This is a genomic window from Sphingomonas sp. 66-10, from assembly GCF_001897045.1.
GTDB classification, from domain to species: Bacteria; Pseudomonadota; Alphaproteobacteria; order Sphingomonadales; family Sphingomonadaceae; genus Sphingomonas; species Sphingomonas lycopersici.
The window spans coordinates 6,639-7,125 of sequence record NZ_MKRR01000126.1; the positions used below are offsets into that span (position 1 = coordinate 6,639).

At 66.5% G+C, this 487-nt stretch carries 1 protein-coding gene and 1 pseudogene; both read left to right on the plus strand.

Annotated elements, in window-relative coordinates; all coding sequences use genetic code 11:
• Positions 1-228, plus strand: a 228-nt coding sequence (locus BGN95_RS13300) for a phosphate acyltransferase (RefSeq protein ID WP_286772882.1), incomplete at its 5' end; no start/stop codon positions are given.
• A pseudogene (locus tag BGN95_RS13305) lies at positions 221-487 on the plus strand (acetate/propionate family kinase); the annotation flags it as partial. The gene BGN95_RS13300 and the pseudogene BGN95_RS13305, both read left to right, overlap by 8 nt.

Here is a 487-nt window from a genome sequence, read left to right on the forward strand (position 1 = left end):
CTGCTGGTGCCCGATCTGGAGGCCGGCAACATGCTCGCAAAGCAGCTGACCTTCCTGGGCGGCGCCGATGCCGCAGGCGTGGTGCTCGGCGGGCGCGTTCCGATCATCCTCACCAGCCGGGCAGACAGCGTGCGCACGCGCCTCGCCTCCTGCGCGCTCGCGGTGCTGCTGGCGCGGGCTGCAACCAAGGCGTCTCCCGGCGTTGCGGGACAGCGCCGCGATGGCTGAAATCCTGTGCCTCAACGCCGGTTCGTCGAGCCTTAAGTTCGCGCTCTACGCCGAGCCGGGCACTGATGAGCCCTCTTTGCTGGCGAGCGGCAAGATCGAGAATATCGGCCTTGAGCCGCACCTGATCGCGCGCGATGCGAAGGGGGATGTCCTTGCCGACCGGCGCTGGACGAAAGACGTCACGATCACGCATGAGACGCTGCTCAAGGATTTGCTGCGGGAGATCGAAGCTTCGGTCGGCGAGGATCTGATCGCGGTA